The following is a 25,526-nucleotide window of genomic DNA, read 5'->3' as shown; positions in this document are numbered from 1 at the left end:
ACCTGCGCAAGCAGAAATACCTTAAATAACTATCGTTTGCTGATAATTTCGCCACAAAGTGTGACAAAGCTGTACTCATAAGAAACGTACACTCCATTTCCTACTACTGATCCAGGTGAAAATGAGTATACGCAACTCTTTTTAAATTCTATTCACTGTAATATCAGAAACATAACCATTCCCAATGCTCGACAAAGCCGTATGGAGCATCTCGGCAGCATCTTCCGCTTGCATGAAGTGACTCGTGTCCATCGTGTTGCCGCTTGTCTTCCAGAATTCCGTATCCATACCACCAGGATAAACCGCGATAATTTTCATCGGCTTTCCTTTTAACTCCAAACGAACCGACTCGATTAATCCTTTGACAGCCCACTTCACAGCACAATACGTAGACTCTTGCGCTTTTGGTTGTTGAGCGGCTGTGGACATGATCATGACCACTTTTATCGGTTGATCTTTGTAACGCTTTACTAACTCTCTTAACACATGAATCGCAGAATTCAGGTTATTATCAATCAGTTTTTGAATCTCTTCCGGCTCCTGCTCTTCCAGTTCGCCAAAATAACCACTTCCTGCACTATGAATGACCATTTCAGGCGGCTGTTTCATCCCATCAAATAGGTGTTTCACATCTTGATGCAGTGAGAGGTTGCAAGCTTGATATCCGACGTTATGAGAGAGTTGTTTAGCTAATGCGGATAGTTTTTCTGTGTTTCTTCCTATGATATACGTCTCTTTGTCTTCCGCATCATAACGCTTTGCCAGCTCTGCCCCTAAACCGCTACTTGCACCTGTAATTACAATCATAGCTACCTCTTTTCTATCACATACTTTTAATGTATCTATCAATTAAGGTAACAGAATCTTGGTAATTCACACCTCAAGAACACCGTTCTTTGAAGCAAGCGGCTTTCTTACTCTCATGATGCATGAAATTCCAAGTAGAACGAGGAAGATTTAACCTATGCTTAAGCAAGAATAACTTTCTGAATTTTCTATCGACTTTCGAGTAAGAGCCTAATAGGAGCATACGAATGACTGGGTCAAAATGGCAATGGTTACTGAAGCAAATGACGCGCAAATTGTGGGTTCGCACGTCACTTTATGCCTTACTTGCTGTCGCCACCGCCCTAATATCCATTGTTTTAAACAAGTTCATTACTCTGCCTCCTGCAATCAACGTCAGTAAGGATTTGCTTAACAACATATTAAATATCCTCGCGACTTCCATGCTTGCGGTGACCACATTCTCGCTCAATATAATGGTCTCAGCGTACAGTGCCGCTAGTGCAGGGGTAACGCCACGGGCCACCAAACTGTTGATGGAAGACAGCACAACGCAAAATGCTTTGGCAACCTTTCTTGGCTCTTTTTTATTTAGCTTGGTAGGCATTATCGCGCTAGGCATTGGTGCCTATCATCAACAAGCACAAATTTACCTATTCATCGTGACCATCGCCGTAATCGTGATGATCATACTCACTCTGCTACGTTGGATTCAGCACCTTTCCGTACTAGGGAGGGTCAGTGAAACCACGTCATACGTGGAGCAAGCCTTGTTAGATGCGATAAGAAAACGGGGCAAAGAGCGTTGGCTAGGCGCTCACCCATGGAGCCATCCAGAACATAAACCCAGAGGAAGCAAGCCTATTTTCAGCCAAGAAATTGGCTACTTACAGCATGTTGATATGCATCATCTAGATAGTATTGCTGAAGCAAACCAATGCACCATCTATCTTGAACGACAACCAGGAAGTTTTGTGTATGTGAGTCAACCATTGGCTTGGGTTTGTGGAGCGTTGCCAGACGAAAACGAAATAACTGCGGCCTTCACGATTCGAACGGAGCGTTCCTATGATCAAGATCCTCGTTTTGGATTAGTCGTCATGGCGGAGATCGCCTCACGAGCTCTCTCCCCCGCCGTGAATGATAACGGTACCGCGATTGATGTTCTTGGGCGTTCTGTACGAGCGCTTTCATTATGGGGAGAGTTACTCAGCGAGCCGCCTACCAAAACTCGATACCCTAGGCTATTTGTGCCCGCATTAAGCTGCCAGGATTTGTTTGATGATGTCTTTTTGCCAATCGCGCACGATGGTGCAGCGCAACTCCAAATACAGATTCGCCTACAAAAAGCCTTGCTGGCTCTTTCTAGTATGCACCCCAAGTTGTTTTTATCACCTGCAACCAAGCTATCAGAAAAAGCTTTAGAGCTCTCCTTGAGCCAGCATTATACCGAAGATGAGAAACACCAACTCTCTCATCTGTCTAATCTAGTTACAGACCAAAAAGCTAATGGTTAGACAAGTAAAGTTCAGTTGAAATAGATTACTGAAAGGCCTTGTACATCATGATATGTGTTCATAACACACTGCAGAAAAGTCACTTCGTTTATGCATAATTAAAGACTCTGTGCGTTAGGTCTCTTTTCTCTTGGTGAGGGAATCTATATTCTGACGCACAATTTTTAAAGGTAAGTGATGGAATAATGACAACGTCTACAACTCTTCCACCTGCTGGTCTCTTTCGTCGACTTGCAGCGTTGATTTACGACACATTGATTATTATCGCAATTGAAATGATGGCCGCAGGTATTGTTATGGCCATTGTGTTTGCACTAAATGCTGCAGGGCTGTTGAGCTATGGCGAGTACGCAGATGCCGCTGATATGCTCGGGAAGCACCCTGTATTAAGCCCTCTGTTTACACTGTATCTTGCGGTTGTGTGGATATACTTCTTTGTCTTCTTCTGGACGCGAGCAGGACAAACACTTGGGATGCGCGCTTGGAAACTTCGAGTTCGCAATGCCAAAGACGGCGCGCCGATTACAGTCACTCAAGCCCTGATTCGCATTGCAACATCTGGCTTTGGTTTGGCAAACCTGACTGTACCGATTGATCCCAAGAAACGTGGGTTCCACGACATTTGGGCAAAAACAGAGGTTGTTGTGTTGCCTAAGGCAAACTAACTTATCCGGGAATACAAAAAAGGAAGGCATAATGCCTTCCTTTTACATTTAGTCCGATGAAACATGGTTTATTCGGTGATACTTCAGCTACAGCTTTCTTCTCAGCAGCGCAATCGCAATGGCTAAGAACACCAGGCTCGGGGCCAATGCACCAAACACAGGGGATATGCCATACACCAAGCTTAATGGGCCAAAGAACTCACTGGATATATAAAAAGTAAACCCGGCAACCACGCCCGACAATACCCTTGCCCCCATGGTCACACTTCTGAGTGGACCGAAAACAAACGATAGCGCCATCAACATCATCACGGCAATTGAAAGCGGCTGTGTCAACTTACGCCAAAACGCCAATTCATAGCGAGACGCATCTTGCTCAGATGCTTTCAGATAGGTCACGTAATCATACAAACCGCTCAGTGACAGTTCTTCAGGCTTTACCGTCACCACAGCTAGCTTATCTGGAGCCAATGACGTATGCCATTCCATCTGTTCAATGTCTTGCTTCGAAATCACGTTTTCATTTTTCATATCCGTGATTTGTACGTCGCGCATCAACCAGTTGTTATCTTGTTGATAGTCGACTTCTTCGGCGAAAATAACTTTTTGTAGATTCTTATCATCATCAAAACGCCACATATTTAAAGCATAAAGCTTGTCGTCTTCGACTTTACCTATAAAGATAAAGTCGTTTGCGTCACGAGCCCAAACTCCAGAACGAACTGAGACAATACTACCTCCCGATATCGCAAACGCACGTAAGTCACGCGCCATTTTTTGTGCTTCTGGAGCGCCCCATTGCCCTAACGTCATAACGATAAGCATAAGTGGCACTGCCGTTTTGAGCACGGATAACCCGATATCCAACTTTGAGAAACCAGCAGCTTGCATCACCACCAGCTCAGAGCTTGACGCCAACATACCCAAACCAATCAGGGCACCGAGTAATGCCGCCATTGGGAAGAACATTTCGATATCACGCGGCACACTGAGCAACACAAAGTACAACGCATGAGTGAGGTCATACACGCCTCGCCCTACTTTACGTAACTGTTCTACGTATTTGATGATGCCCGATAAGCCAACAAACGTCGCTAAAACCAAGGCAGTGGTAGAGATGATGGTTCTACCGATGTAAAGGTCTAAGATTTTGAACACAGCTTACGCGAGCCTCTTCTTACGGAATTTGTCTTTTATTCGTCGAGCAGCAACGCTGTCCATCATATTTGCCATGATTGCGACAATCAGTAACATCGCATTAATAGGCCACATGCCGATTGCCGCCGGAATGTCACCATCTTCTAATGCAGATTTTGTTGCACTAATCGCCAGGAAATACGCTAGATAAATAAGAATCGCGGGCCCCATTTTGGCAAATCGTCCCTGACGCGGATTCACCGCTGACAAAGGAATAACCAACATCGTTAAGAGTGGAATACACACAAATAACGAAATTCGCCATTGCAGCTCTGCTTGCGCTTCTGGGTCTGGGTGTCCAATCAAATCGACCGTTGGGTACGCTTCCCAATCTCGCCCTTTCTTTTTGACCTCACGCTGGCCGATAACGCCTTCGTATTCATCGAATTTTGTGATCATATATTCAACGCGAGTAGGTACTCCTTCATAACGCGTGCCTTCTTTCATGGTGATGACCTGACGGCCGTCCGACAGTTCTTTTACTTCACCAGAAGACGAGAACATCACACTCGGTAACACTGAATCTCGAGGACGCATCTGCGCAACAAAAACATTGCTCAAGGTATTGTCTTTAATGTCATCAATGAACACAACCGATGAACCATCTGGCGTGCCTTGGAATTGCCCTTTCTTTAGCAAGTCAACGCTGTTTTCTGCTGCCACTTGTTCATAAAGTTGCTCTACACGGTCTTGAGACCACGGCGATAACCACAATGCATTAAAAGCCGCCACAGCAGAAGTAATCAGCGCTAAGTACAAGGCCGCTTGTACCAAGAATTTGTTACCAATACCTGTCGCGTTCATCACGACAATTTCGCTCTCTGCATACAGACGACCAAATGTGATCAATATGCCGATATACAGACTTAAAGGCAGCATTAATAGACCCATTGCTGGCATATTCAAACCAACAATCGAGAAAATCAATCCAGCAGGAATATCCCCATCAGAAGCATCAGCAAGAACACTTATGAATTTCTGGCTTACAAACACCAAAAAAAGTACGAAAAAAATCGCAAATTGGCTCTTGAGTGTTTCGCGGATCAAATATCTAACAATAATCACGCTGAAATTACCTATACAAAACTTGTTTTTTTGGTCGAATCACTATAGTTTCCCGTTGAACCATTTATTTTTTTAAAAATTATAAACTAGATGTTAGTCGCTTAATCAGCTCTGCATGTAAGCCTGGAGCTAAAATTCAACAAGTAAGCGATCATTATCTAACATTTAGAGCAATTTGTCTTCAGGATGTAGGAGTACGCATGGAGTTCAGTGTAAAAAGTGGCAGTCCAGAGAAACAACGTAGCGCATGTATCGTTGTTGGTGTGTTTGAACCACGTCGCCTTTCTCCAGTAGCCGAACAACTTGATAAAATCAGTGACGGTTACATCAGTTCACTACTTCGCCGTGGTGATCTAGAGGGTAAACCTGGTCAGATGCTGCTACTGCATCAAGTACCAGGTGTTTTGTCAGAGCGCGTTTTACTTGTCGGTTGCGGCAAAGAACGTGAACTTGGCGAGCGCCAGTACAAGGAAATCATTCAAAAGACGATCAGCACACTTAACGAGACAGGCTCAATGGAAGCGGTATGTTTCCTAACTGAACTTCATGTTAAGGGTCGCGATACATACTGGAAAGTACGCCAGGCTGTAGAAGCGACTAAAGATGGTCTATACACATTTAATCAATTCAAGAGCGTTAAACCTGAGACTCGCCGCCCACTGCGCAAGCTTGTTTTCAACGTACCAACGCGTCGTGAATTAAACTTGGGTGAAAAAGCAATCACTCATGGTCTCGCTATCGCATCTGGTGTCAAAGCCTCAAAAGACCTTGGCAACATGCCGCCAAACGTAGCTAATCCAGCTTACCTTGCTTCTCAAGCTCGTCGTCTAGCGGACGATTACGAAACCGTAACCACCAAAATCATTGGTGAGCAAGAGATGGAAAAACTGGGTATGACCTCTTACCTAGCAGTAGGCCGTGGTTCTAAAAACGAATCTATGATGTCTATCATCGAGTACAAAGGTAACCCTGACTCAGATGCAAAACCTATTGTGCTAGTAGGTAAAGGTCTAACCTTCGATTCAGGCGGTATCTCTCTAAAACCGGGCGAAGGTATGGATGAGATGAAGTACGACATGTGTGGTGCGGCATCGGTATTCGGTACAATGAAAGCGCTAGCGAAGCTAAACCTACCAATCAACGTTATTGGTGTTCTAGCGGGCTGTGAAAACATGCCTGGCAGCAACGCTTACCGTCCAGGTGACATCCTTACAACCATGTCTGGTCAAACCGTAGAAGTTCTGAACACGGATGCGGAAGGTCGTCTTGTTCTTTGTGACGCACTGACTTACGTAGAGCGTTTCGAACCAGACTGCGTGGTTGACGTTGCAACGCTAACCGGCGCTTGTGTTATCGCACTAGGTCACCACATCAGTGGCGTTATCTCTAACCATAACCCACTGTCTCACGAACTAGTGAATGCTTCCGAGCAAGCAAGTGACCGTGCATGGCGTCTACCAATGGCAGATGAGTACCACGAGCAGTTAAAGAGCCCGTTTGCGGATATGGCAAACATTGGTGGCCGTCCTGCTGGTACTATCACTGCGGGTTGCTTCTTATCTAAGTTTGCTAAAAAGTACAACTGGGCTCACGTCGATATCGCAGGTACCGCGTGGAAATCAGGCGCAGCGAAAGGCTCAACGGGCCGTCCTGTCTCAATGCTTGTCCAATTCCTTTTGAACCGCAGCGGCCAAGAGACAGAAGAGTAATTTCTGAACAAAATCTAAAAGGGCCGCAAGGCCCTTTTTTATTATCCTAATTTTCTAAAATGAAAATGGGATTTAAGATGGTCTTAGGAAGAGACCCAAGGCAAGTAAGAGAATGATGCAAACTGCAACCTTCTACATCATTAACGAAGAGAGCCCGCAAGCAACGGTGGCTGGCTTTGAAGAGTACATTGTGTTTTTGGCGCAGCACTTTGCCCGCCAAGGCGCTAAAGTGTATTTAAACTGCCAAGACAAACCACACGCCGAGCAGCTCGCTGAAGCCTTTTGGCAAGTTGATGCAGACAAGTTCATGGCACATAACCTCGTAGGCGAAGGACCGAAATACGCCACCAATATTGAGATCGGCCATAACGGTGTAAAGCCGTCTTGGAATCGTCAATTGGTAATTAATTTGGCGGAAAATGAGACAACCTTTGCGAACAAGTTTGCTCAAGTGGTAGACTTCGTGCCCTGCGAAGAAAAAGCTAAACAACTCGCAAGAGAAAGATATAAAATTTACCGTCAAGCAGGTTACCAGCTGCAAACGATCGAAATTCAATATCCTTAACGGTCAATCCTTATAGTTAAGGCGATCTTGTTAAGATCCCTCACTTATAAAGATTGACTAAGATTCAACCATCAACGTATCCATTAAAAGAGCGCTATGGAAAAGACATACAACCCAACTTCAATCGAACAAGCTCTGTATCAGACTTGGGAAGAGAAAGGCTACTTTAAGCCACACGGTGACACTACTAAAGAATCATACAGCATCATGATCCCGCCACCGAACGTCACTGGTAGCCTACACATGGGCCACGCGTTCCAAGATACGATCATGGATACGCTTATCCGTTGTGAACGTATGAAGGGTAAAAACACCCTTTGGCAAGTAGGTACTGACCACGCAGGTATCGCTACTCAGATGGTTGTTGAGCGTAAGATCGCAGCAGAAGAAGGCAAAACTAAGCACGATTACGGCCGTGATGCGTTCATCGACAAAATCTGGGAATGGAAAGGCGAATCTGGTGGCACAATCACTAAGCAGCTTCGTCGTCTTGGTGCATCTGTAGACTGGGATCGTGAGCGCTTTACGATGGACGATGGTCTATCTAACGCCGTTCAAGAAGTGTTCGTACGTCTATACGAAGACGATCTAATCTACCGTGGTAAGCGTCTAGTTAACTGGGATCCAAAGCTACACACAGCGATTTCAGATCTAGAAGTAGAGAACAAAGACACTAAAGGCAACATGTGGCACTTCCGCTACCCATTAGCAGATGGCGCTAAAACAGCGGATGGCAAAGACTACATCGTTGTTGCTACGACTCGTCCAGAGACCATGCTAGGCGATACGGGTGTTGCAGTTAACCCAGAAGATCCACGTTACAAAGATCTTATCGGTAAAGAAATCATCCTTCCTATCGTTGATCGTCGCATCCCAATCGTGGGCGATGAGCACGCAGATATGGAAAAAGGTACTGGCTGTGTGAAAATCACACCTGCGCACGACTTCAACGACTACGAAGTTGGTAAGCGCCACCAGCTACCAATGATCAACATTCTGACTTTCGACGCGAACATCCGCGACGCAGCAGAAGTATTCAACACTAACGGCGAAGCAAGCGACGCTTACAGCACTGAGCTACCAGCTAAATACCACGGTATGGAGCGTTTTGCCGCTCGTAAAGCTATCGTTGCTGAATTCGACGAGCTAGGTCTACTTGAAGAAGTGAAAGATCACGATCTACAAGTTCCTTACGGCGACCGTGGTGGCGTGGTTATCGAACCAATGCTAACTGACCAATGGTACGTACGTACTGCGCCTCTAGCGAAAACAGCAGTTGAAGCAGTAGAAAACGGCGACATCCAATTCGTTCCTAAGCAATACGAAAACATGTACTTCTCTTGGATGCGTGACGTTCAAGACTGGTGTATCTCTCGTCAGCTATGGTGGGGTCACCGCATCCCAGCTTGGTACGACAACCAAGGTAATGTTTACGTAGGTCGCACTGAAGAAGAAGTTCGCAAGAACAACAACCTAGAGTCAGTAATTGAGCTGCACCAAGACGAAGACGTACTGGATACATGGTTCTCTTCTGCGCTATGGACGTTCGGTACTCAAGGTTGGCCAGAGCAAACTGACGATCTGAAAGTATTCCACCCTTCAGACGTTCTAGTAACTGGTTTCGACATCATCTTCTTCTGGGTTGCGCGCATGATCATGATGACCATGCACTTCGTGAAAGACGAAAATGGCAAACCACAAGTACCATTTAAGACAGTTTACGTTACCGGCCTAATCCGTGACGAAAACGGCGACAAGATGTCGAAGTCGAAAGGTAACGTACTTGACCCAATCGACATGATCGATGGTATCGACCTAGAGTCTCTAGTAGAGAAGCGTTGTGGCAACATGATGCAGCCTCAGCTAGCGAAGAAGATCGAGAAGAACACGCGTAAGACGTTTGAAAACGGTATCGAAGCATACGGTACAGACGCACTGCGTTTCACCCTTGCAGCAATGGCATCAACAGGTCGCGATATCAACTGGGATATGAAGCGTCTTGAAGGTTACCGTAACTTCTGTAACAAACTATGGAACGCAAGCCGTTACGTAATGATGAACACAGAAGAGCAAGATTGTGGTTTTGGTGAAGGTGAGATCGAGTACTCACTAGCAGACAAGTGGATCGAGTCTCAGTTTGAACTCGCAGCGAAAGCGTTCAACAACCATATCGACAACTTCCGTCTAGATATGGCTGCAAACACGCTATACGAATTCATCTGGAACCAATTCTGTGACTGGTACCTAGAGCTAACTAAACCCGTTCTATGGAAAGGTACTGAAGCGCAACAGCGTGGTACTCGCCGTACACTAATCACGGTACTTGAGAAGACGCTACGTCTAGCTCACCCTGTGATTCCTTACATCACAGAAACTATCTGGCAAAGCATCAAGCCACTAGTTGACGGTGTTGAGGGCGAGACAATCATGCTACAAACTCTGCCTCAGTTTGACGAAGCGAACTTCCACCAAGAAGCGCTAGACGACATCGAATGGGTGAAAGCGTTCATCACTAGCATCCGCAACCTACGTGCTGAGTACGACATCAACCCTGGCAAGCCTCTAGACGTTATGCTGAAAGCAGCGAATGAGAAAGACGCCTCTCGTCTAGAAGCAAGCAAACAAGTATTGATGTCTCTAGCGAAGCTAGAAGCAGTACGCGTGCTTGAAGCTGGCGAAGAAACCCCAGCGTGTGCAACGGCACTGGTTGGCAAGTCTGAGCTGATGATCCCAATGGCGGGTTTGATCGACAAAGATGCAGAGCTTGCTCGTCTAGATGGCGAAATCAAGAAGACGCACGGCGAAATCAAGCGTATCGAAGGCAAACTGGGCAACGAAGGCTTTGTAGCGAAAGCACCTGAAGCGGTTGTTGCTAAAGAGCGTGAGAAGCTTGAAGGCTACAAAGAGACACTAGCTAAGCTAGAAGAGCAGAAGACAACGATCGCTGCACTTTAAGCCTCAGTGAAAGAGAAGAACTAACACTTCTCACTTTGAATCCAAAGGTTGTCCATCATGGTCAACCTTTTTTGTATATCTTTCACCAAAAACCATCATCAATAGCTTTCCCCTATCGCAACAATACTCATCATCCATTAGCGTTAATGGGAATTATTATCAATAATAAACTCATCGAAACAAACACGATTGAGTAATTATCATGAAAAAGACACTAACTTTCGCAGCACTGCATTTTACTATCGCATTTAGTGTCGCTTACGTACTCACAGGCGACGTTTTAATTGGTAGTTTAATTGCCATGATTGAGCCTTCAGTGAACACCGTAGCCTTCTACTTTCATGAAAAGGCATGGGCAAAAGTCCCAGCACTTAAAGCTCGTCAGTGGATGACCAAATTAAAAACCGCAAGCTTTGCGACCGTGCACTTCAGCGTCGCTTTTACCGTGGTTTACTTACTAACAGGTGATGCATTTGTCGGCGGCGTAATGGCGATGCTAGAGCCGAGTTTGAATACGGTGGCTTACTACTTCCACGAGAAAGTATGGATGCGTAAATCATCAGCAAAAACTCCAGCACCGCAGTTTTGTTTACATCACCACGCTTAAACATGGAGGCTCACTACATCTCCTAACGAGCCAAATGACATTTATCATTGACAAAGTTGCGCACCGCAATTAATTTAATTGCGGTGCGCAACTTTATTTTTAGAGGTAAGTGATAATGAACGCTCGTCAACTCCGACACTACTCCCGTCAAGCCGTCCGATTGCTTGGTATGCTCGATAAACAATGCGGCGATGTCGCTCTTACCCCGGTACAAGCGCACGCGTTAGGTGAAATCCAATTGCAGCCATTGACCATCAACCAACTGGCGCAGCAGCTTAGTGTCGACAAGTCCAATGCAAGCCGCACCATTACTGGTTTGATTAAATTAGGTTTGGTTGAGAGCATCGAAAACCCGAAAGATAAACGAAGCCAACTCGTAGCACTCACAATTCAAGGACAGCAGGCGTTAGCGCAACTAGACCAACAACAAAACAGCTTTTTTGAGCAGTTACTTACACAACTTGATGACTGTGAGCAAGAACAACTCAAACTTGGTTTAGAGACTTACCTAAAAGGGCTAACAAAAGTGTGTCAGGCAGAGGAATACACCCTTCGACCTCTTACCAAAGCAGACAATCCGCAAGTGGCAGACGTAATTCGTAAAGTCTCCGCAGAATACGGCTTAACCGCAGACAGAGGTTATGGTGTGGCAGATCCAACGCTTGATGATATGTATTCGGTGTATAATCAAAACGGGGCCGCCTATTGGGTCATTGAACATCGCGGAGAGATCGTTGGTGGCGGTGGCTTTGCCCCTTTAGCTGGTGAGCCAAATGTGTGTGAGCTGCAAAAGATGTACTTCTTACCTCAAACACGAGGACACGGTTTAGCCAAACGCATCGTCGCATTGAGCTTACAACTGGCGAAACAGCTTGGGTATCAGCAGTGCTATTTAGAGACAACAGAATGTCTAAGAGAGGCGGTAGGCTTGTATGAAAAGCTAGGCTTTGAGCATCTCGATGCCCCGCTTGGGCAAACAGGGCATGATGCATGTGAAGTCGTAATGCTTAAGGTACTGTAATAAAAAATATTATCAGACGTTAAAGCACAACATGGGTAACGCAAAGCTCCTGGCTCAATGCAACAGTGAAGTTTTGGCGTTGTCCATCCAATTCAACAGACAACTGATAGAGATCATTTGGAGCAGGGTCATTAAGATCAGCATACTTTGGCGCTTCAATCTGAAAGAGTGCGCTGGCGTGATCTGCACGAACGTCAATTGGGATATGGTAAGTCATGCCATTAAACTTTACCGCTGCTGACACTAGCCCTGGTGCAAATGTCTGGTAATACAAATCGACCTTAAATTCACACCCGCCACCATGGTGCCAAATCTGCTCGGTTGCCACGCGCTCTAAACGCACGTTGCGAATAAACTGCAAGTACGGTTCTTGCCACACGCCCAGTCGCTCATCACTTTTCTTATATTGATGTTCAGAAAGCGGGCACAGCTCTGGCTTATCCTCATCGAATAAAAGATCTTCTTCTTCCTCTAGGAACAATATCTCAAAGCGATTACGCCCCATTTGCATGTATGGGCGAATGTCTTTCTTATACACACTTTGCGAGCCATCACAATCAAACACAGCCACGCCGTTCAAACGTACCTCCGCATGGTAATCAACACCACCCATTACCATTTCCACTGCAGGAAATGCCATCATCGCCTCATCCACTTCAATGTCATGCATCAGGTGCCATTCTTGTTGACGGATCGCTTCCTCCGTCAATTCATCAGGCAGGACCAGACTTAAAGGGGCGGGAAAAGTGATGTCATCCTGTGGAATCGAGAGGTCCGTCAGTGGAGAGACTTGCCATAAACCGGCGAGTGAGAGTTGCATATACACCTTGCGCTAGATCAATTTTCACGCATTATAGGGAGAAATCCCCTATAAACTCAATGTGAATTATTTATCACCTCCACATTCATCTGTTGTTGGATGCCATTTTCAAGGTATAAAAAAACCAGCGTTAAACGCTGGTTTTTCTAAAAGAGGTGAGCTTTGATTACTCGTCGTCTTCATCTTCTTCAGGGTAAAGCGCATCTTCGCCTTCGTAGTACGTACCCCAACCGTCGTAGATGATGTCGTATTTTTCTGCCAAGTGAATCAGTTTTTCAACTTGCGCATCAATGGCTTCTGCGTCTAATGCTGATTCCATGGTTGCGTCACAGCAAAGCAACTTGTTGCCATCTTCATCTTCAGTTTCTTCCGCTTCAAGCACTTCAAAGCCCATCTTGAATGCTTCAACTACCGCTTTTTCTAGCGTGTCAAAATCTTCTGCAAACAGGTGGTGCTCGATTTCGTATAGCGAATCTGGATCGCTGCCATCTTCTAGCAATGCTGCAATGATATCGCGAGTCTCTTCCTTTTGAATCTCAATTAATTCTTCTACTGATAGATATTCATCTTCGTGAGACATGTTTTGGCTCCAGATTAGTTACTTGATAGAAACACTATACCCGATACTGAGTATGCTGATCCGGTGAAATATGGCATGGATTGCGATGAAAAGCCACAAACAAACATCATACCACCGCGATTCTTATCGGTTATTTGAATATAAAGATTAAACCGACCACGCAAAGAAACAAAAAATTAACAAAAAATGGCATTTTTTAATATTCAGAACATCCTAACTGACACTTAATGCGGTTATTTTCTCTGTCTGTGCGTGTTTATGGCGCTTTCTTGAATACACTCACGTGTAAAACGAAGAAGCATAACGAATAAATTCACTTTAATAATGCATAATTGAGAATAAAAATGCACGTTTTATGCACTATGCATGTATTCTTTCTCAACGGGGAAATTAGAATAAAAACGCACGCTCTCCACATTTCACAAAATAGAATTTAAACCTAAACCAAGACTTCATAAGAAAAATATCCAAAACTAAAATCTAAAAAATAATAAAAACTCAGAATATAGACAAAGTCTAGTGATTTGCATCTTTCTAGGAAGCTTGTCATAACTAACGGCTGGAAAATTTGTAAGGATACAAAATGAGCAAGCTGTACGTTGGATCAGAAGTTGGTCAACTTCGACGAGTTCTATTAAATCGCCCAGAGCGCGCCCTAACCCACTTAACTCCATCAAACTGTCATGAATTACTGTTTGATGATGTTCTTGCTGTAGAAGCGGCAGGTGAAGAGCACGATGCGTTCGCACGCACGCTACGCGATCAAGATGTAGAAGTGCTTCTCCTCCACGATTTACTGGTCGAAACCCTCGCCGTTCCAGAAGCAAAACAGTGGCTGCTAGATACTCAGATTTCTGACTTTCGTTACGGGCCAACCTTTGCGCGAGACCTACGCCAATATTTTTCAGAAATGGATGATGAACACCTTGCCAGCATCTTTTTAGGTGGCTTAGCTTACTCAGAGCTACCGATCACCTCATCTTCTATGCTGCCAAAAATGAAGCGTCCGCTGGATTTTGTTATTGAGCCGCTACCTAACCACCTATTTACGCGTGATACCTCATGCTGGGTTTATGGTGGTGTATCGCTCAACCCAATGATGATGCCTGCACGCCAACGTGAAACAAACCACTTACGTGCGATTTATCGTTGGCACCCAATTTTTGCTGGCCAAGACTTTATCAAATACTTCGGTGATGATGATCTGCATTACGATAACGCGAATGTCGAAGGCGGTGATGTGTTGGTTATCGGTAAAGGTGCGGTGCTTATTGGTATGTCTGAGCGCACGACCGCGCAAGGTGTAGAAAACCTTGCAGCGAGCCTGTTTAAGGCAGGACAAGCGACCGAAGTGATTGCGATTGATCTGCCTAAACACCGTTCATGCATGCATTTAGACACCGTTATGACCCATATGGATGTGGACACGTTCTCTGTTTACCCAGAGATCATGCGCAAAGATCTCGACACATGGCGCTTAACACCAAAAGGCAATGGTGAAATGCATGTTGAAGCATCTCATAACTACCTACATGCGATTGAATCTGCTCTTGGCTTAGATCAGCTGAAAATCATCACCACGGGTGGTGACAGTTATGAAGCTGAGCGCGAACAATGGAATGACGCCAATAACGTTCTTACCGTAAAACCGGGCGTTGTGATTGGTTACGAACGCAATGTATACACCAACGAAAAATACGACAAAGCTGGTATCAAAGTACTGACAGTCCCAGGTAACGAGCTTGGCCGTGGCCGTGGTGGCGCCCGCTGCATGAGTTGTCCGATAGAACGAGACGATATATAACCAATTCGTCCTTTTACATTAAATGAATAAAAACTAAGGTTGATGTGAATGCATCAACCTTTTTTAGTTTTACGTAAAAATAATAATTCACAAATAAAGCATTTATATGCTTTAATGCATTCTATTAATTCAATCACACGTACTAAGGGACGAGCTATGGCTTTCAATTTACGTAACCGCAACTTTTTGAAGCTATTGGATTTCTCAACCAAAGAAATCCAGTTCTTGCTCGAACTGTCTGCAGAGCTAAAAAAAGCAAAATATGCAGGAACAGAGCAGAAGACACTTCAAGGTAAAAACATTGCACTCATCTTTGAGAAATCTTCGACTCGTACCCGATGTGCGTTTGAAGTCGCAGCTTTTGATCAAGGCGCTCAAGTCTCTTACATCGGCCCTTCTGGTTCTCAGATTGGCCATAAAGAATCAATGAAAGACACCGCGCGCGTACTTGGCCGCATGTATGATGGCATCGAATACCGCGGTTTTGGCCAATCCATTGTTGAAGAGCTTGGCACTTATGCTGGTGTTCCAGTGTGGAATGGTTTGACTGATGAGTTCCACCCAACCCAAATCCTTGCCGATTTCCTGACCATGCAAGAGCACGGACGCGGTAAGCAACTGCATGAAATGACCTTCGCTTACCTAGGCGATGCACGCAACAATATGGGCAACTCGCTCATGGTGGGGGCCGCTAAAATGGGCATGGATATTCGCCTTGTCGCGCCAAAAGCGTTCTGGCCTGAAGAAGGTCTGGTGGCAACTTGCCAAACTATCGCGCAGCAAACTGGTGCAAAAATCACATTAACCGAAAGCGTGGAGGAAGGCGTGAAGGGTTGTGACTTCCTTTACACCGATGTTTGGGTATCTATGGGTGAATCCGCTGAGGCATGGGATGAACGTGTGGCTTTAATGACACCATATCAAATCAATATGGACGTGATTAAACAAACGGGTAATCCACATGTGAAATTCATGCACTGTCTTCCGGCTTTCCACAATGATGAGACCACCGTTGGCAAAGAAGTCGCTGAAAAATACGGCATGAAAGGCCTTGAAGTAACAGAAGAGGTATTTGAGTCAGAATACTCCATCGTATTCGACGAAGCTGAAAACCGTATGCACACCATCAAAGCCGTGATGGTAGCGACATTAGGAAGCTAAACTAGCAAGCCAAAACAGCCGCTAAAAACCATGATGTAATCGCTTGCGCTCACGAAAGTTAAGCGTATAATGCTCGGCAATTTGTCTGAGGATTAAGAAATGACCAAGCTAATTGCCGACATGAAAACGCGATTTGCTCTAGCTAAGCGACTACGCTTACGTGGTGTTATTTTCGTTAATTCTATTGAATTTTAAAACCTCCCCATTTGGGGAGGTTTTTTTATGTCCAAAATTCCTTTCGGCAATTTGGATGTAGTCATCAATGTTATAGGGAAGAAGATCATGGCGAACTCGCTTTACCAGAAGCACATCATCTCTATTCCAGAGCTTTCACGTGAAGAGCTGGAACTTATCGTAGAAACAGCAGGCAGCCTTAAAAAAGCACCTCGACCAGAACTGATTAAAAACAAAGTCGTTGCCAGTTGTTTCTTTGAACCATCAACGCGTACTCGCTTGTCGTTTGAAACAGCGATTCAACGCATTGGTGGTGACGTGATTGGCTTTGATAATGATGGTAATACCTCTCTGGCGAAAAAAGGCGAAACACTCGCAGATTCAGTGCAGGTCATCTCTTCTTACGTCGATGCCTTTGTGATGCGCCATCCACAAGAAGGCGCCGCTCGCTTGGCCTCTGAATTCTCAAATGGCGTGCCAGTGATCAACGCTGGTGACGGTGCAAACCAACACCCAACTCAAACGCTACTCGACCTATACACCATCGCGGAAACACAAGGTCGTCTAGACAACTTGAACGTCGCGTTCGTCGGTGACCTAAAATATGGCCGCACGGTGCACTCTCTGACTCAAGCATTAGCGAAGTTTAATAACATCCGCTTCTTCTTTGTTGCACCAGAAGCATTGGCAATGCCAGATTACATCTGCGAAGAGCTAGACGAAGCTGGCATTCAATATAGCCTACACACGGACATGGAGAGCGTGATTCCTGAACTAGATATTCTGTACATGACACGAGTACAGAAAGAACGTTTTGACGAATCGGAGTACGCGCACATTAAATCGGCGTATATTTTGACAGCGGCATTACTCGAAGGGGCGCGCGAAAATCTAAAAGTACTCCACCCACTACCACGTGTGGATGAAATCACAACCGATGTTGATAAAACGCCTCATGCTTATTTCTTCCAGCAAGCTCAAAATGGCGTATACGCTCGCCAAGCACTGTTGGCGCTTGTTCTAAACGAAACACTGTAATCGAGGAGAAAACCCATGGCTAAAGAAACTCAATTGCAGGTAGAAGCAATCAAAAATGGCACGGTCATCGACCACATCCCTGCGCAAATCGGCATCAAAGTACTAAGACTGTTCGATATGCACAATTCATCACAGCGCGTTACTATTGGTCTGAACTTGCCATCATCAGCACTCGGTCATAAAGATCTACTCAAAATCGAAAATGTGTTTATTAATGAAGAGCAAGCGAGCAAGTTGGCGCTGTATGCTCCTCACGCGACCGTGAACCAAATCGAAAATTATGAAGTGGTGAAAAAGCTCGCATTAGAGCTTCCAGAGCGCATTAACGATGTCTTCGAATGCCCAAATTCAAACTGTATTTCTCACAATGAACCAGTAGAAAGCAGCTTTAGCGTATTCGAAAAGAAACAAGAAATCCGCCTAAAGTGTAAGTACTGCGAGAAAGTGTTCTCACGTGAGATCGTAACCGAACGATAAACACACCGTACGACTAGGCGTGATACGTTTAAAATACCCCGCAATGCCGGGGTATTTTACTCTTTACCTACCACGGGTTTAGAGGCAAACTGAGAATCTTTATTCCCTACAACTGATGGAAAAATCAAATGACGAAAGTACTTCACACTGAATCTGCACCAGCAGCAATCGGTCCTTACGTTCAAGGCGTAGATCTAGGTAACATGGTTCTTACTTCAGGCCAAATCCCAGTAAACCCAGCGACAGGTGAAGTGTCTGCTGATATCGCAGAGCAAGCTCGTCAGTCTCTAGAAAACGTAAAGGCTGTAGTTGAATCTTCAGGTCTTAAAGTATCTGATATTGTAAAGCTAACGGTTTTTGTTAAAGACCTAAACGACTTTGGCACAGTGAACGAAGTTTACGGCAAGTTCTTTGATGAGCACGGCGTAGCAAACTACCCTGCACGCTCTTGTGTAGAAGTGGCTCGCCTACCAAAAGATGTTGGCATCGAGATTGAAGCAATCGCTGTTCGCAAATAATTGCACTTGCTGACAAACATAAAAAAACGGGTAGCTCAGGCTACCCGTTTTTTATTGTCTTTTCGTGATGATATCGCAGTAAAACTTAAGCAGCGTTGCGCTGTTTGACTTCTTCATCTAACGATTCAAGCTTCTCTTTCATCTGTTCACGACAGATATTTGCTAGCTCGCGAATGCCCTCTTTACCATAGCCTTCAGTGCTGATTGGAGGTAGCATTTCAACAATCACATGACCATTGTTCCAACGGTTCAGCTTAATTTTATTCGTCGAGCTACATACGATAGGAATGATTGGTACGCCTGCTCCAATTGCCGCATGAAAAGCACCTGTTTTGAATGGCAGCAAACCACGTCCACGAGAACGCGTGCCTTCAGGGAACATCCACACCGAAACATCACTTTCTTTCATGCTGCTCACTACCTGATCGATAGTACCTTTTGCTTTCGAGCGATTCGCTCGGTCAATCAGAATGTTACCCGTAAGCCAGTAAAGCTGACCAAACAGTGGCATCCAAGCCAAGCTCTTTTTACCTACTGTCACAACTTTCGGAGTCACAGCAGCAGAAACAGTAAACATGTCCCAGTTGTTCTGGTGGTTAGCAATGTAAACATGTTGTCCGCGTGAATACGCATCTTCAGGGATACGCAGCTCTAACTTAATCCCAAATACACGAGACATCTTGGCAAACAAGCGGCCAAAAGTGAAAACGTGCTTAGGGTTTCGGGGGCTTAATAGGCAGTAACCACAACCACCAATAAACATAACAATCGCAAAGATAGCGACAGCAAATACACGTAACAGTGCAATCATTCTTGTTCTCCAGGAACCGGCTTTTGCCAGATACAGCTATTAATTTCTCTCTTTCCATAAAGGATAACTATGGTCATGAGAGTGATATAAAAAAGCCGAAACTCAGGTTTCGGCTCTCTTGATATCCAAGTTACCTGCGGTGCAGTTTAACTTGCCTCGCTCACTCGCTCAATATTTGCGCCAAGTGCAGCCAGTTTATTTTCGATTTTGTCGTAACCGCGGTCGATATGGTAAATACGATCAACGATGGTTTCGCCTTTAGCAATACAGCCCGCAATTACCAAACTAGCCGAAGCTCGTAGGTCGGTTGCCATGACTTGAGCACCACTTAATGACTCAACATCACCACAGATAACGGTGTTGCCTTCAATCTCGGCTTTCGCGCCCATACGCATCAATTCTGGTACGTGCATAAAGCGGTTTTCAAAGATAGTCTCTGTGATCACGCCGCCGCCTTTCGCCATCATGTTTAGTAGCGTAAATTGCGCTTGCATATCGGTAGGGAAGCCTGGATGCGGCGCTGTACGTACACTCACTGCTTTCAGCTCGCGATCAGTCATATCAACTGAAATCCAATCTTCACCCGTTTCGACAAGCGCGCCAGCTTCTTCTAGCTTGGCTAAAACCGCTTCAAGCAAATGAGCGTTAGTATTACGACATACTACTTTACCGCCAGATACCGCAGCAGCGACAAGGAATGTTCCTGTCTCAATACGGTCGGCAACCACGTTGTGTTTACAACCACCTAGGCGCTCAACACCTTCAATCGTGATCGTATCTGTGCCTGCACCAGAAATTTTTGCCCCAAGCTTATTTAGGAAATCCGCTGTATCTACAATTTCAGGTTCACGCGCCGCGTTGTCTAGCGTTGTAGTGCCTTCAGCAAGTGCTGCAGCACACATGATGGTGATCGTCGCGCCTACGCTGACTTTATCCATCACGATGTGCGCACCTTTTAGACGACCATCAACCTCAGCTTTAACGTAACCATCTTCAAGCGTAATCGTTGCGCCAAGCTGCTCTAGGCCAGAAATATGCAGATCAACAGGACGAGCACCGATAGCACAACCGCCAGGTAGAGAAACCTGACCTTGACCAAATCGCGCTACGAGCGGACCCAAAGCCCAAATAGAAGCACGCATGGTTTTCACTAAATCATACGGTGCGCAGTATTCAGTAATGCTACTTGGATCGACGTGAACAGAACCATTACGGCTTACTTTCGCGCCTAAACGCTTAAGCAGTTCCATGGTTGTATCGATATCACGAAGGTGTGGCACGTTTGCCACTTCTACAGGCTCTTCCGCCAAGATAGACGCAAATAAAATCGGCAGTGCTGCGTTTTTTGCACCGGAAATGGTCACTTCACCAACGAGTGGTTTATCTGACCCAATAACTCGAAACTTTTCCATCAATAAACCTTAAAGCGACATCAGTTTCTTATCACGAGCCCACTCTTCTGGTGTGAACGCTTTAATTGATAATGCGTGAATGTCGTTACGCTGGATGTATTCCATCAGAGGACCATAAATTAACTGCTGCTTCTTAACGCGGCTCATTCCATCGAAACAAGCATCAACAGCAACCACCTCATAGTGGCTACCTTCACCTTTTACATGCACTTCTTGAAGGTTTAGTGCTTCTTCTAATAACTGTTGTACTTTTGCGCTATCCACAATTTACCCCTGATAATTCTGTATGTGTTTGGCCACTAAAGATTCAACATTGCTCAGTTGAAACAAAGTGCGCAGTTGCGCCGGCACGAAACTGAGCATTATATGACAGTTTTGCTTTTTTGCATGCTCTAATAAGTGGATTAACATCACCATTCCTGCAGAGTCGACGCGCTCTATCTCTTTTAACGAGCATTCCAGCTCAGCTTGAGCTGGTTGCCATTGCTGAGCATACGCCCACAATGAGGGCACTGTATCTCTATCAAGTGCCCCTGTTAGCTTAAGAATGTTTTGATCTAATTGCCACTGAGCGGGAGTCTGGGCCATTATTTCTTCGCCTCAAAGCGAATCGGTTCCGCAGCTAATTTTTCTAGATCTTTCGCGACAGATAGAATGCCTTCTTGACGAATTTTGCTATTCCATTCCGACTGTTTGCTAGAGAGTAAACTAATGCCTTCCGCAATCATATCGAACGCTTCCCACTCACCAGATTTGTTGTCTTTACGCAATTTGAACTCTAGCTTGATGTTTGGACGCGGCGTATCGATGATATCAACTTTAATGCTGGTGATACGCTTAGAGTCATCAATGCTAGGCTCAGGACCAAATTCAATTTGTTGGTCACTGTATTGCGTTAGCACTTGAGCATATGAAGCAATTAAGTACGCGCGAAATGCATCGATAAACTCAAGTACGTCTTCACGTTTCGCTCCTTTTAGGTTTGGACCTAGGAGCTTTAACCCAGCATAGCGGTAGTTGACGTAAGGCATTAGCTCTTCTTCAACAATCACCTTGAGTAAATCTGGGTCTTGTTTGATTTTCGGCTGCTCAGCTTTTAATCTTTCGAACGTGACTTCAGCCACTTGTTTCATCATCTTATAAGGTTCAGTTTTATCCACTTCTGCTGCACTTGTACCAAACGCGCTAAACACAGCACAAACTGAAAGTAATAATCTCGCTAACATAGTTATTCCTTACTTGAATCGTCTGAACCACCTACGCTGTAAAGCACTTGACCAATTAAGTCTTCAAGCACGAGCGCTGATTTGGTGTCTTCGATGGTATCGCCATCGACCAGCATGACTTCATCGTCAAAAACAAAGCCTGGCACTAAACCAATGTATTGCTCACCAATCAAGCCAGACGTCAAAATTTGTACGCTCGACGTTTCTGGGAATTGATTGTATTTGCTATTGATCGATAGAGTTACAACAGGTAATAAGTTATCTGGGTTAAGCGAAATATTGCTTACCCGGCCAATCACAACCCCACCCACTTTTACTGGCGAGCGAACTTTTAAACTACCAATATTATCGAACTCAGCTTTGAGGGTGTAAGTATCACCAGAGCCAATGCTTTTTACGTCAGCAACTTGAAAAATCATCACAAGAATCGCGCAAATTCCCGCTAATACAAAGCTGCCAACCCATAATTCAGTTTTACGTGTTTGTTGCATGATTAATTCCCAAACATCAATGCGGTCAGTACAAAGTCTAGTCCTAGTACTGCTAAAGAAGAATGCACAACAGTGCGCGTAGTTGCTCGGCTGATCCCTTCCGAAGTTGGAATAGCATCATAACCATTAAATAGAGCGACCCAAGTAACCGTAATTGCAAACGCAAAGCACTTGATCATACTGTTACCAATATCCTGTCCTAGTTCAACTGAGGACTGCATCGCTGACCAAAAACTGCCATGGTCAACACCTTTCCAGTCAACACCAACAAGCTGGGCGCCCCAAATACCCACTGCCATGAAAATCATAGCCAGCAATGGCATTGAAATAGCACCAGCCCAAAAACGTGGCGCGATCACTCTTTTCAAAGGATCTACCGCCATCATTTCAAGGCTAGAGAGTTGCTCCGTCGCTTTCATCAAACCTATCTCTGCAGTTAACGCAGAGCCTGCGCGACCAGCAAACAGAAGTGCAGTGACAACGGGCCCTAATTCACGTAGCAATGAGAGCGCCACCATTTGCCCCAAACTGCCCTCTGCGCCGTAATCCACCAGCACAACATAGCCTTGTAGGCTCAAGACCATACCAATGAACAACCCAGATACGACGATAATCGCCAGAGACTGGACGCCTACGGAATAAAGTTGTTTAACGAGCAGAGGAAAGCTTTTAAGCGGTTGTGGCTTAGTAAACAGTGCCCCAATCAGCATGAAAGTCGCACGACCAAATGCTCCGCAGATGGAGAGCGTTCGTCTACCTAGTGAGGCGACAAAATGCATAAAGTTATCGACCATCAAATAAGTCCTTTTCGATACTTTGAGAAGGGAAGCGAAACGGTACAGGACCATCAGCATCACCTTGTAAGAACTGCTGAACGCGAGGGTCAGGATTCTGATTAAGCTCTTCTGGTGTGCCAAAAGCGATAATTTTGCCATCGGCCATCAGATAAACCCAATCGGCAATACTCATCACTTCAGGCACGTCGTGAGAAACGACTATAGAAGTTAAACCTAACGCTTGATTTAGATTACTAATGAGCTCAACCAAGACACCCATGGTGATTGGGTCTTGTCCGACAAATGGTTCATCATACATGATTAAATCAGGATCCAGGGCGATCGCACGCGCCAACGCAGCGCGTCTAGCCATGCCACCCGATAGCTCGCTCGGCATCAATTGTGCCGCGCCGCGTAGACCGACGGCTTCAAGCTTAAGCAACACCATGGTACGAATCAGCTCTTCAGATAAATTCGTATGCTCTCGCAATGGGAAGGCGACGTTATCAAAGACATTCAAATCAGTGAATAAAGCTCCTGATTGAAACAACATGCTCATTTTCTTTCGAGCATGGTAGAGTTTTTTACGCGAGAGAGAGGGAATATTGTCGCCATCAAACCAGATCTCTCCTTGCTCGGGATACAACTGACCACCAATTAAACGCAGCAGTGTAGTTTTACCTATTCCCGATGGTCCCATAATGGCCGTCACTTTGCCCTCAGGAACATGCAGATCAATACCATCAAAGATCTTGCGCTCTCCCCGTGAAAAAGTGAGGTTGTTCACGGTGACTAAATCGTTGTTCGACATATCATCTCTTCTACTGTCGGAGCGTTGCAACTCACGGCATCATCAACCAGACACACAACGGAGTTGAATTTCACGTTTAATAAAGTAACGTCGGTACATTTATTAGGCTGCAATCATAAGCACATTGGCTTTGAATTTAAAGCACTGTTCAATTAAATAAAGTCGAGTATATACCTGCAATTTTTTGTGGATTACGATCAAATCAGCGCAAAGTGTTTAAATCCTAGACAAGAATTGCTGATTTAAATGAACGACATTTGCATACATTTTCGTTACTAACCTTTAATTTATTCGTCGTTTATCTTCCATTTTAGGCCGCAAAAGGTCAAAATTAGCGGTTATTCATTTTACTTATTTAATACTTAGGAATTCTCATGCTCGAAGCCGTAGCGTTGCTTATAGTCGGTCTTGTTTTGCTCGTATGGAGTGCAGATAAACTTGTTTTTGGTTCTGCAGCGATAGCCCGCAACGTCGGTATTTCACCTCTTGTCATCGGCATGACAATCCTTGCGATGGGCTCTTCTGCGCCAGAGATGATGGTTTCTGCAACCGCAGCCTGGGACGGAAAAACCGATACTGCAGTGGGTAACGTTTTAGGCTCAAACATCGCGAACATCGCGTTAATCCTAGGTATTACAGCACTCATCAAGCCTCTGTCGATTAGCTCCGCGGTCATCCGCCGGGAACTGCCATTAATGATTGCTGTAACAGTACTCGCCGGTATTCTGCTTTGGAATAGCCATCTCGGTTTTTATGAAGGTGTCTTATTGTTTGTACTCTTTGGGGCATTTTTATTTGCTATGTTGCAGATCAGCCGCAAAGAACAAAAATCAGGTGATGTTTTTCTTGATGACCAAGAGTCAGAGATCCCAGAAGGCGTCAGCAACCCTAAAGCGATCATGTGGGTGGTTATTGGCCTGATACTGCTTCCTTTGGCAGCAAGCATGCTAGTGGATAACGCGGTGATTATTGCAAAGTATTTTGGCATGAGCGATCTTGTCATCGGTCTGACTATCATTGCCATCGGCACTAGTCTACCTGAGCTCGCAGCATCGCTTGCTGGTGTTTTAAAAGGTGAAGACGACATGGCCGTCGGTAACATTATTGGCTCGAATGTGTTTAATATTCTGGCCGTAATGGGCATTCCTGGCATCATTAATCCATCGGTACTGAGTGAGTACGCGATGGGACGTGACTTCTGGGTCATGTTAGGCGTTTCACTGTTACTTGTCGCGATGTGTTTGGGTAAATCACGCAGCATTAACCGTATTGAAGGTGCAATCTTGTTTGCATGCTTCCTAGGTTATCAAGTGTACTTATTCGCAAACATGGCCGCTTAA

27 protein-coding genes are annotated in these 25,526 nt (G+C 45.1%); 14 read left to right on the top strand and 13 right to left on the bottom strand.

Annotation, left to right across the window (positions count from 1 at the left end):
* Positions 1-141: 141 nt before the first annotated feature.
* Positions 142-807, bottom strand: a complete 666-nt coding sequence (locus NL644_RS22040; RefSeq protein ID WP_104969819.1) for an SDR family NAD(P)-dependent oxidoreductase — start codon at positions 805-807, stop codon at positions 142-144.
* Between the two features lie 227 nt (positions 808-1,034).
* On the opposite strand from NL644_RS22040, the gene NL644_RS22035 reads away from it, so the two are divergent.
* Together NL644_RS22035 and NL644_RS22030 are read left to right on the top strand one after the other, a co-directional pair.
* Positions 1,035-2,303 carry a DUF2254 domain-containing protein gene (locus NL644_RS22035; RefSeq protein ID WP_253658798.1) on the top strand — a complete coding sequence of 423 codons (1,269 nt, stop codon included), beginning with the start codon at positions 1,035-1,037 and terminating at the stop codon, positions 2,301-2,303.
* 185 nt (positions 2,304-2,488) lie between these two features.
* Entirely contained in the window at positions 2,489-2,968 is a 480-nt protein-coding gene (locus tag NL644_RS22030; protein WP_046873615.1) for an RDD family protein, read from the top strand.
* An 87-nt stretch (positions 2,969-3,055) separates the two neighbouring features.
* Here NL644_RS22030 and lptG read toward each other — a convergent pair whose 3' ends face one another.
* On the bottom strand, positions 3,056-4,126 hold the full coding sequence (gene lptG, locus NL644_RS22025) for an LPS export ABC transporter permease LptG (RefSeq protein ID WP_046873614.1): 1,071 nt from the start codon (positions 4,124-4,126) through the stop codon (positions 3,056-3,058).
* Positions 4,127-4,129: 3 nt separating this feature from the next.
* Positions 4,130-5,230, bottom strand: a complete 1,101-nt coding sequence (gene lptF, locus NL644_RS22020) for an LPS export ABC transporter permease LptF (RefSeq protein WP_006742363.1) — start codon at positions 5,228-5,230, stop codon at positions 4,130-4,132.
* A 200-nt stretch (positions 5,231-5,430) separates the two neighbouring features.
* Here lptF and pepA point away from each other — a divergent pair, with 200 nt between their 5' ends.
* The 5 genes from pepA (at position 5,431) to NL644_RS21995 (ending at position 12,087) form a co-directional block, all read left to right on the top strand.
* The gene (gene pepA, locus NL644_RS22015; protein ID WP_005397459.1) at positions 5,431-6,939 is read left to right on the top strand and encodes a leucyl aminopeptidase; all 1,509 of its coding nucleotides are present in this window, start codon (positions 5,431-5,433) and stop codon (positions 6,937-6,939) included.
* Between the two features lie 115 nt (positions 6,940-7,054).
* Positions 7,055-7,504: a DNA polymerase III subunit chi gene (locus NL644_RS22010; RefSeq protein ID WP_046873623.1), complete on the top strand. Its 450-nt coding sequence runs from the start codon at positions 7,055-7,057 to the stop codon at positions 7,502-7,504.
* A 96-nt stretch (positions 7,505-7,600) separates the two neighbouring features.
* The gene (locus tag NL644_RS22005; protein ID WP_253658797.1) at positions 7,601-10,459 is read left to right on the top strand and encodes a valine--tRNA ligase; all 2,859 of its coding nucleotides are present in this window, start codon (positions 7,601-7,603) and stop codon (positions 10,457-10,459) included.
* Between the two features lie 202 nt (positions 10,460-10,661).
* Positions 10,662-11,066: a DUF2061 domain-containing protein gene (locus NL644_RS22000; RefSeq protein ID WP_203346900.1), complete on the top strand. Its 405-nt coding sequence runs from the start codon at positions 10,662-10,664 to the stop codon at positions 11,064-11,066.
* A gap of 115 nt (positions 11,067-11,181) precedes the next feature.
* Complete coding sequence (locus NL644_RS21995) at positions 11,182-12,087, top strand: bifunctional helix-turn-helix transcriptional regulator/GNAT family N-acetyltransferase (protein WP_253658796.1); 906 nt, start codon at positions 11,182-11,184, stop codon at positions 12,085-12,087.
* Positions 12,088-12,106: 19 nt separating this feature from the next.
* Here NL644_RS21995 and NL644_RS21990 read toward each other — a convergent pair whose 3' ends face one another.
* Both NL644_RS21990 and rraB read right to left on the bottom strand, forming a co-directional pair.
* Entirely contained in the window at positions 12,107-12,907 is an 801-nt protein-coding gene (locus NL644_RS21990; RefSeq protein ID WP_104970979.1) for a hypothetical protein, read from the bottom strand.
* Between the two features lie 166 nt (positions 12,908-13,073).
* Entirely contained in the window at positions 13,074-13,487 is a 414-nt protein-coding gene (gene rraB / locus NL644_RS21985) for a ribonuclease E inhibitor RraB (protein ID WP_005381081.1), read from the bottom strand.
* A gap of 583 nt (positions 13,488-14,070) precedes the next feature.
* Between rraB and arcA the strand changes: the two genes are divergently transcribed.
* The 6 genes from arcA (at position 14,071) to NL644_RS21955 (ending at position 18,659) form a co-directional block, all read left to right on the top strand.
* Positions 14,071-15,291: an arginine deiminase gene (arcA, locus tag NL644_RS21980; protein WP_006742359.1), complete on the top strand. Its 1,221-nt coding sequence runs from the start codon at positions 14,071-14,073 to the stop codon at positions 15,289-15,291.
* Between the two features lie 156 nt (positions 15,292-15,447).
* Positions 15,448-16,452 (top strand): ornithine carbamoyltransferase, encoded by a 1,005-nt coding sequence (locus NL644_RS21975; protein WP_253658795.1) that lies wholly within the window; start codon positions 15,448-15,450, stop codon positions 16,450-16,452.
* Between the two features lie 99 nt (positions 16,453-16,551).
* Positions 16,552-16,647: a hypothetical protein gene (locus tag NL644_RS21970; protein WP_031780631.1), complete on the top strand. Its 96-nt coding sequence runs from the start codon at positions 16,552-16,554 to the stop codon at positions 16,645-16,647.
* 87 nt (positions 16,648-16,734) lie between these two features.
* Positions 16,735-17,664 carry an aspartate carbamoyltransferase gene (gene pyrB / locus NL644_RS21965; protein WP_005397473.1) on the top strand — a complete coding sequence of 310 codons (930 nt, stop codon included), beginning with the start codon at positions 16,735-16,737 and terminating at the stop codon, positions 17,662-17,664.
* Between the two features lie 15 nt (positions 17,665-17,679).
* Positions 17,680-18,141, top strand: coding sequence for an aspartate carbamoyltransferase regulatory subunit (pyrI, locus tag NL644_RS21960; RefSeq protein WP_005381086.1), 462 nt, complete (start codon positions 17,680-17,682; stop codon positions 18,139-18,141).
* Positions 18,142-18,269: 128 nt separating this feature from the next.
* Positions 18,270-18,659 carry a RidA family protein gene (locus tag NL644_RS21955; protein WP_005381087.1) on the top strand — a complete coding sequence of 130 codons (390 nt, stop codon included), beginning with the start codon at positions 18,270-18,272 and terminating at the stop codon, positions 18,657-18,659.
* Between the two features lie 85 nt (positions 18,660-18,744).
* Here the strand turns inward: NL644_RS21955 and NL644_RS21950 are convergent, their stop codons facing one another.
* The 8 genes from NL644_RS21950 to mlaF all read right to left on the bottom strand — a co-directional run bounded on the left by NL644_RS21950 (position 18,745) and on the right by mlaF (position 24,186).
* Positions 18,745-19,470 carry a 1-acylglycerol-3-phosphate O-acyltransferase gene (locus NL644_RS21950; RefSeq protein ID WP_005381088.1) on the bottom strand — a complete coding sequence of 242 codons (726 nt, stop codon included), beginning with the start codon at positions 19,468-19,470 and terminating at the stop codon, positions 18,745-18,747.
* Between the two features lie 146 nt (positions 19,471-19,616).
* The gene (murA, locus tag NL644_RS21945; protein ID WP_046873610.1) at positions 19,617-20,882 is read right to left on the bottom strand and encodes a UDP-N-acetylglucosamine 1-carboxyvinyltransferase; all 1,266 of its coding nucleotides are present in this window, start codon (positions 20,880-20,882) and stop codon (positions 19,617-19,619) included.
* A 9-nt stretch (positions 20,883-20,891) separates the two neighbouring features.
* Entirely contained in the window at positions 20,892-21,146 is a 255-nt protein-coding gene (ibaG, locus tag NL644_RS21940; protein WP_005396230.1) for a BolA family iron metabolism protein IbaG, read from the bottom strand.
* Between the two features lie 3 nt (positions 21,147-21,149).
* Complete coding sequence (locus NL644_RS21935; protein WP_005396231.1) at positions 21,150-21,470, bottom strand: lipid asymmetry maintenance protein MlaB; 321 nt, start codon at positions 21,468-21,470, stop codon at positions 21,150-21,152.
* Entirely contained in the window at positions 21,470-22,108 is a 639-nt protein-coding gene (gene mlaC / locus NL644_RS21930) for a phospholipid-binding protein MlaC (protein WP_046873609.1), read from the bottom strand. The genes NL644_RS21935 and mlaC overlap by 1 nt, the downstream gene beginning before the upstream one ends.
* A 2-nt stretch (positions 22,109-22,110) precedes the next feature.
* Positions 22,111-22,599: an outer membrane lipid asymmetry maintenance protein MlaD gene (gene mlaD, locus NL644_RS21925; protein WP_012841383.1), complete on the bottom strand. Its 489-nt coding sequence runs from the start codon at positions 22,597-22,599 to the stop codon at positions 22,111-22,113.
* A 2-nt stretch (positions 22,600-22,601) separates the two neighbouring features.
* Positions 22,602-23,393 carry a lipid asymmetry maintenance ABC transporter permease subunit MlaE gene (gene mlaE / locus NL644_RS21920; RefSeq protein WP_005396234.1) on the bottom strand — a complete coding sequence of 264 codons (792 nt, stop codon included), beginning with the start codon at positions 23,391-23,393 and terminating at the stop codon, positions 22,602-22,604.
* Positions 23,383-24,186 carry a phospholipid ABC transporter ATP-binding protein MlaF gene (mlaF, locus tag NL644_RS21915; RefSeq protein ID WP_005396235.1) on the bottom strand — a complete coding sequence of 268 codons (804 nt, stop codon included), beginning with the start codon at positions 24,184-24,186 and terminating at the stop codon, positions 23,383-23,385. Before mlaF ends, mlaE begins: the two co-directional genes overlap by 11 nt.
* A 374-nt stretch (positions 24,187-24,560) precedes the next feature.
* Between mlaF and NL644_RS21910 the strand changes: the two genes are divergently transcribed.
* The gene (locus NL644_RS21910; RefSeq protein WP_005396236.1) at positions 24,561-25,526 is read left to right on the top strand and encodes a calcium/sodium antiporter; all 966 of its coding nucleotides are present in this window, start codon (positions 24,561-24,563) and stop codon (positions 25,524-25,526) included.

The sequence above is a fragment of the Vibrio sp. Y10_XG_PY6 genome (assembly GCF_024181795.1).
GTDB classification, from domain to species: Bacteria; Pseudomonadota; Gammaproteobacteria; order Enterobacterales; family Vibrionaceae; genus Vibrio; species Vibrio diabolicus.
Note: the sequence above shows the minus strand (reverse complement) of the source record. Positions and strands in the feature narration are given on the sequence as shown.